Here is a 6,450-nt window from a genome sequence, read left to right as displayed (position 1 = left end):
ATGCGCGCTGTCTCCCGCATCCGCCGTTGCGTGTCCGAGCCCGCGTCCCCGCGCAAGATCCTGCATGTCGACATGGACGCGTTCTACGCGTCGGTGGAGCAGCGCGACGATCCGGCGTTGCGCGGACAGCCGGTGGTGGTGGCCTGGCGCGGCGCGCGCTCGGTGGTGTGCGCGGCCAGCTACGAAGCGCGGGTGTTCGGCGTGCGCTCGGCGATGCCGGCGGTGCGCGCCGAGCGGCTGTGCCCGCAGGCGGTGTTCGTGCCGCCGGACTTCGCGCGTTACAAGGCGGTCTCGCGCCAGGTGCGCGAGATCTTCGCCCGCCACACCGATCTGATCGAACCGCTGTCGCTGGACGAAGCCTACCTCGACGTCACCACCACCAAGACCGGCCTGCCCTCGGCCACCGCCACCGCCGAGTCGATCCGCGCCGCGATCCGCGAAGAAACCCAGCTGACCGCATCGGCCGGGGTGGCGCCGAACAAATTCGTGGCCAAGATCGCTTCGGACTGGAACAAGCCCGACGGCTTGTTCGTGGTCAAGCCGCATCAGGTCGAAGCGTTTCTGGCGCCGCTGCCGGTCGGGCGTTTGCCCGGCGTGGGCAAGGTGATGGAAGCCAAGCTGACCGAATTGGGCGTAAGCGTGGTCGCCGACTTGCGCGCGCTGGGCGCGGTGGCGTTGGAGCAACGCTTCGGCCGTTGGGGCCGGCGCTTGCACGAACTGGCTTACGGCATCGACCACCATCCGGTCGAACCCTCGCGGCCGACGCTGCAGATTTCCTCCGAAGACACCTTCGAACGCGACCTGCCGTTGAGCGAGGTCGAAGCCGATCTGCGGGTGTTGGCGGGCAAGACCTGGGCCGGTTATCGGCGCGAATTGCAGCAGCATCCCGGGCGGATCGCGCGCACGGTGGTGCTCAAGCTCAAGACCGCGGATTTCCGCATCCTCACCCGCAGCCTGACGCCGCCGCAGCCGCCGGCCAGCGAAGCCGAACTGGCCGATCTGGCCTGCGCCTTGCGCGCGCGGGTGGACTTGCCGGCGGCGACTTTGTACCGGTTGGTCGGGGTGGGTTTGTCGGGTTTCGTGGAGGAGCACGAAGCGGTCGCGCAGTCGGATTTGTTCGACGGCGAGGCGGGGGATGAGGAGGTGTCGGGAGAGTGAGGCGGGAGGGCGAATGCGCAAAGGCTGGAGTCAAAAGCGAAGAGCCTTCAGCGCGATCTCTCCAGGCCGTCATTCCCGCGAACGCGGGAATCCAGCGACTTCAAACGTTCTCGCACGAAAGGCACTGGATGTTCGGCTCCGCCGAAGTAAAGCGGAGCCCGTCTTCGCGGGAATGACGGTAGGTAAGTACGTCGTTATCGACGGTAAGCAAGTGCGTCGTTATCGACGGTAGGTAGGTGCGTCGTTGTCCACGGTAGGTAAGTACATCGTTGCCGACAGCAGCCAAGCGCGCAGCTTCCGAACTACGACTCCGAATCACCCTCACCCCACCTCGCCTTCCGTACGCACCACATACCGCATCGCCTCCACCCGCACCGCGCGCAGCGGCGCGTCGAGTTCGCGCGCAGCCTCGCTCCACAACGGCGACTGGCATTGCAGATTCAAACACCCAAAACGCTGCGCCGCCTCCAGCGCCTGCCGCAGCAATTCGGTTTCCACCCCGCGCTCGCGCCAAGGCTCGCGCACGTACGGGTCGTCCAGCTGCAAACAGTAAGCGCGTTCGAGCATCGAAAACCCCGCGGTCGCGCTGGCATAGCCGACCACCGCGCCGTCCACTTCGGCCAACCACGCCCAAGCGCCGAACGGCGGCTCGAACAGCACCTCCATCAACTCCATCGCATCCGCGCGTGGCGGGCCGTAAGGGCGGCGTTCCAGCGCGCGGCTGTCGGCGTGTTCTTCGCACAGCGCGATCAGCGTCGGCGCATCGGCGGGACGCACGGGGCGCACGCTCAGCGCCAGGGGCGCGCGCGCGGCGGCGGGAGCGGGGTCGGACGCGGCTAATTGGGGGGTCATCGCGGGCTTCCGGTTGAGAACAAGGGCGGGACGGGCCGAGCGTTGCCGGTCATGGCCTGCCGCCGCGGACGCCAGGGGCGTAGCATCCTCGGCGACGGGCGCGGCCGTGACGGCGGGCACGTGGGTTCCACGGGTCGTGCAAGTACATCCTGCGCGCCGGCTTTTAAGAAGTTTTTAATCGTGCCGGCGCACCCTGCATTCCGGCGATGCGGCCAAATGACGCAAGACGAGGCATGAAGATTCTGCTGGTGGAAGACGACGCGATGCTGGCCGAGGCGGTGCGCGCGGGGCTGACCCACGACGGTTGGCGCGTGGACTGGGTCGCCGATGCGCCGTTGGCCAAGACCGCGCTGGTCGATCACGATTACGACGCGGTGGTGCTGGACGTCGGCTTGCCCGGCGGCTCCGGGCTGGGCGTGCTCAGCACCTTGCGCAACCGCTACGACGCCACCCCGGTGTTGATCGTCACCGCGCGCGACAAACTCAGCGAACGCATCGCCGGGCTCGATGCCGGCGCCGACGACTACATCGTCAAACCGTTCCAGCTCGATGAGTTGTGCGCGCGTTTGCGCGCGGTGATGCGGCGCAGCCAGGGCCGGGTTTCGCCGGTGCTGAGCTGCGGCGCGGTGGTGCTGGATCCGGCCCGGCGCCTGGTCACCCGCGACGGCGAACCGGTGGCGTTGAGCGGCCATGAATTCCGCACCCTGATGCTGTTGCTGGAACGCCAGGGCCGCGCGGTCACCCGCGAGCAACTGGAAGAAGCGGTGTACGGCAGCTCGGGCACGATCGAGAGCAACACCATCGCGGTGTACGTGCATCAGCTGCGGCGCAAACTCGGCGAGCAGTTGATCGTGACCGTGCACGGCTACGGCTACCGCATCGGCGGCGGGCCGGCATGAGCGCGATCGACCCGCCCGGCGCCGATACCGCGCCGGCCGCCGAACAAGCGCAACGCCGCGAACGCTGGCGCGAACGTCGTCGCCGCCGGCGCGCCTGGCGCGAGCGTTGCCGGCAGCACGAATCCTTCGCCGGCGGCCGTTCGCTGCGCTGGAAGCTGACCTGGGTGCTGCTCAAGACCGTGTTGCTGGCCTGGTTCGTTTGGCTGGCCTGTCAGATCTGGCAACTCGGCCGCGAGCACTCGGGCATGCTCGACAACTCGCTGCGCGAGATCGCCGAACAGGTGCTCGGCTCGATGCCCGAAGGCCTGGAACGGCTGCCCTCGCGCGATCCCAAGCGGGTCACCGTGCCGGTCGCGGCCGACCGCAAGATGAGCTTTCAGGTGTGGGCGCAGGGCCGCAACGTGGTGTATTCGCCGGCTGCGCCGCTGGAGCCGCTGAATCCGCAGTTCAAGGACGGCTTCGCCCGGCGCGTCATCAACGGCGAGCGCTGGCAGGTGTACACGCTCACCGATACCAGCCGCGGGCTGATCGTGCAGGTCGGCCGCAGCAAGCAGATGGCGATCCAGGAACTGCAGGGCTGGATCGTCGGCAGTCTGTTGGCCGCGGCCTTGATCCTGGTGCTGTTCGGCCTGGCCACCTGGAAGGTGATCGGCCGCTCGCTGCGCCCGATCACCGCATTGCGCGAAACCCTGCAACGGCGCCCGCCGCTGGATCTCACCCCGCTGCCGACCCAGGCCTTGCCGGCCGAGTTCCGGCCGTTGGTGGATGCCTTCAACAATCAGCTAGAACGCGTCGACGCCGCGGTCCAGCACGAGCGCCGTTTCATTTCCGACGCCGCCCACGAGCTGCGCACGCCGCTGGCGGTGTTGAGCACCCACGCCGAACTGGCGCTGCGCGCGAGCACGCTGGAAGAAAAGAACGCCGCCCTGCTCCGGCTCAACGCCGGGGTCCAGCGCAGCGCGCGGCTGTCCGAGCAGTTGCTGGATCTGGCGCGGCTGGACGCCGGCGAGGAATCGGTGCGGCTGGCGCCGCTGGATCTGTCGGACCTGATCGTGCTGGTGATCCGCGACTTCGAAACCCTGGCGCGCGAGCGCCGCCAGCGCATCAGCTTGCGCGCCGGCCCGGCGCGGTTGCTCGGCGATGTCGACCAGCTCGGGATCTTGCTGCGCAACCTGATCGACAACGCGGTGCGCCATGCCGGCGCCGAGGGACAGGTCGCGGTGTCGTGCGCGGCCCAGGACGACGGCGCGGTGGTGCTGCGGGTGGCCGACAACGGCTGCGGCGTGTCGCCGGAGGATTGCGAACGCATCTTCGACCGGTTCTACCGCGCGCCCGGCGGCCAAGAGGGCGGCAGCGGCATCGGCCTGTCGCTGGTCGCGCGGATCGCCCAGACCCACGGCGCGCGGATCGACTGCGGTCCGGGCCTGGACCGTGCGGCCGAAGACCCGCGCGGGCCCGGCAAGGGGTTCGAAATAAGCGTGCGCTTCCCGCCGCCGCCGGTTTAATCCCAAGCGCGGCCGGGTTGTCCCGCGATTGCGCATTCGCCCGCTTCCCCGCCCCTGCTGACAACAGGCTGGCAGCAGCTCCGCCCCACTGTGTCGGCGTGCGATCGGCACGGTGAGGGGAGCAAGCGGTGGGCCGCAAGGAAATCGACAAGCAACGACGCACGATGCTGCAACTGGGCGCCGCCGTGCCGCTGGCCGCGCTGTCTTCGGCGCTGCCAGCCAGCGTCGCGACCGCTCAAGCAGCCGCGCGCGATCCCGCCGCCGCCCACGACGGCCGCCACGACTTCGATTTCTACTTCGGCCGCTGGCGGGTCGAGAACCGCCGGCTGGCCAAGCGTCTGGTCGGCAGCGACGACTGGATCGAGTTCGAGGCCACCGACGAATGCCGGCCGGTGCTCGGCGGCCTGGGCAGCGTCGACCGCTACCAGACCGACTGGAACGGCGGCATCGAAGGCTTCGCCCTGCGCCTGTACCGCCCGCAGACCCGGCAATGGCATGTGTACTGGGCCAGCGACCGCGACGGCGTGCTGGAGCCGCCGCTGATCGGCGGCTTCCGCGACGGCGTCGGCCTGTTCCAGGGCGAAGAGCTGCACGAAGGCAAGCTGCTGCCCTCGCGCGCGCGGTGGACCGACATCCGCGCCGACAGTGTGCGCTGGGAACAAGCGCTCTCGCCCGACAGCGGCAAGAGTTGGGAAACCAACTGGGTCATGCGCATGACCCGTCTGGCCTGATCGGGAGCGAGCGCGATGAACGACGCCAAGGCCGCCGACGGCCGCCACGATTTCGACTTCCTGCACGGCCGCTGGCAAGTGCACAACCAGCGCCTGCGCCAACGCCTGAGCGGCTCGCAGGACTGGGAGATCTTCCCCGCGACCCAAACCTGCGCGCCGGTGCTGGCCGGCCTGGGCAATGTCGACGCCTTCCTCAGCGATTGGCGGCGGCCCGGCGCCGACGGCGGTTTTCAGGGCATGACCCTGCGCTTGTTCGACCTGCAGCGCCGGCAATGGAGCATCTGGTGGGCGGGCAGCCACGACGGCGTGTTGGAAGCGCCGGTGGTGGGCGGGTTCGAGCACGGCGTGGGCAAGTTCGAAGGCGAACTCGAACACCAGGGCCGGCCGGTGCGCGCGCGCTTTGTCTGGAGCGACATCAGCGCCAACACCGCGCACTGGCATCAGGAATTTTCCGCCGACGGCGGCCAGAGCTGGGAAACCAACTGGCATATGTGGATGCGCCGCAGCGACGAAAACGGCCGCTTGTCGCACCACGACGGGGTGATCGAGCTGCGCCAGTACCGAATGAATCCGGGGCGTCGCGAGGATATGGTCGAATTGTTCGAGGCTGAGTTCATCGAATCGCAGGAAGCGCTGGGCATGCACCTGATCGGCCAGTTCCGCGATCTCGACCACGGCGACCGCTATACCTGGATCCGCGGCTTTCCCGACCATGCATTGCGCGCCGCGTCGCTCGATGCGTTCTATTCCGGCCCGATCTGGCTGCGCAACCGCTCCGCCGCCAACGCCACCCTGCTCGACAACGACGACGTGCTGATGCTGCGGCCGGCGCGGCCGGATTCGGGTTTCGCCCCGGCACCGCACGCGCGCGAACCGCTCGGCAGCCGCGCCCACAGCGAGGGCGTGGTGATCGCCGGCATCTGCGATTTGAACGCGCCGGCCGAGCACGGATTTTTGCAGCGCTTCGAGCGCGAGTTCGCCCCGCGCCTGAGCGAAGGCGGCGCGCGCCTGTTGGCGACCTACGTCACCGATGCCACCGCCAACGGCTACCCGCGTTTGCCGGTGCGCGAGGGCGAGCAAGTGCTGGTGTGGTTCGCCGCGTATCCCGATGCGGCCAGCCAGCGCGAGCATCAAGCGCGGCTGGACGCCGACCCCGGGTGGCGCGCGGCCTGGGCCGATGCCTTGCTCGGCGATCTCAAGCGCGCGCCGCAGCGCTTGCGGCTGGCGCCGACCGCGCGTTCGGAGCTGCGCGGATGAGCGGCCGGCCAGCGCTTGAGCGCGCGGGCGCTGCGCGGGATCATGCGG

General features: G+C 69.1%; 6 protein-coding genes. 5 read left to right on the top strand and 1 reads right to left on the bottom strand.

Features of this window, described 5'->3' with window-relative positions:
• The coding region (gene dinB, locus V7787_RS12250) for a DNA polymerase IV (protein WP_336088470.1) at window positions 1–1,158 on the top strand (1,158 nt) is incomplete at its 5' end.
• A gap of 321 nt (window positions 1,159–1,479) precedes the next feature.
• Here dinB and V7787_RS12245 read toward each other — a convergent pair.
• Window positions 1,480–2,010 carry a GNAT family N-acetyltransferase gene (locus V7787_RS12245; RefSeq protein WP_336088469.1) on the bottom strand — a complete coding sequence of 177 codons (531 nt, stop codon included), beginning with the start codon at window positions 2,008–2,010 and terminating at the stop codon, window positions 1,480–1,482.
• Between the two features lie 233 nt (window positions 2,011–2,243).
• On the opposite strand from V7787_RS12245, the gene V7787_RS12240 reads away from it, so the two are divergent.
• The 4 genes from V7787_RS12240 (at window position 2,244) to V7787_RS12225 (ending at window position 6,402) form a co-directional block, all read left to right on the top strand.
• A complete protein-coding gene (locus V7787_RS12240; RefSeq protein ID WP_336088468.1) occupies window positions 2,244–2,909 on the top strand; it encodes a response regulator transcription factor in 666 nt (221 codons plus the stop codon).
• Window positions 2,906–4,414, top strand: coding sequence for an ATP-binding protein (locus V7787_RS12235; protein ID WP_336088467.1), 1,509 nt, complete (start codon window positions 2,906–2,908; stop codon window positions 4,412–4,414). The genes V7787_RS12240 and V7787_RS12235 overlap by 4 nt, the downstream gene beginning before the upstream one ends.
• A gap of 128 nt (window positions 4,415–4,542) precedes the next feature.
• Entirely contained in the window at window positions 4,543–5,145 is a 603-nt protein-coding gene (locus tag V7787_RS12230; protein WP_336088466.1) for a hypothetical protein, read from the top strand.
• 15 nt (window positions 5,146–5,160) lie between these two features.
• Window positions 5,161–6,402 carry an NIPSNAP family protein gene (locus V7787_RS12225; protein WP_336088465.1) on the top strand — a complete coding sequence of 414 codons (1,242 nt, stop codon included), beginning with the start codon at window positions 5,161–5,163 and terminating at the stop codon, window positions 6,400–6,402.
• Window positions 6,403–6,450 lie beyond the last annotated feature (48 nt).

This window comes from Pseudomonas sp. CGJS7 (assembly GCF_036961695.1).
This window is presented reverse-complemented; position numbering and strand designations above follow the sequence as displayed.

Excerpts from the sequence above, each read along its gene's own strand:
- V7787_RS12245 (WP_336088469.1), bottom strand. The coding sequence starts at position 2,010 with ATGACCCCCCAATTAGCCGCGTCCGACCCCGCTCCCGCCGCCGCGCGC.
- V7787_RS12240 (WP_336088468.1), top strand. The coding sequence starts at position 2,244 with ATGAAGATTCTGCTGGTGGAAGACGACGCGATGCTGGCCGAGGCGGTG.
- V7787_RS12235 (WP_336088467.1), top strand. The coding sequence starts at position 2,906 with ATGAGCGCGATCGACCCGCCCGGCGCCGATACCGCGCCGGCCGCCGAA.
- V7787_RS12225 (WP_336088465.1), top strand. The coding sequence starts at position 5,161 with ATGAACGACGCCAAGGCCGCCGACGGCCGCCACGATTTCGACTTCCTG.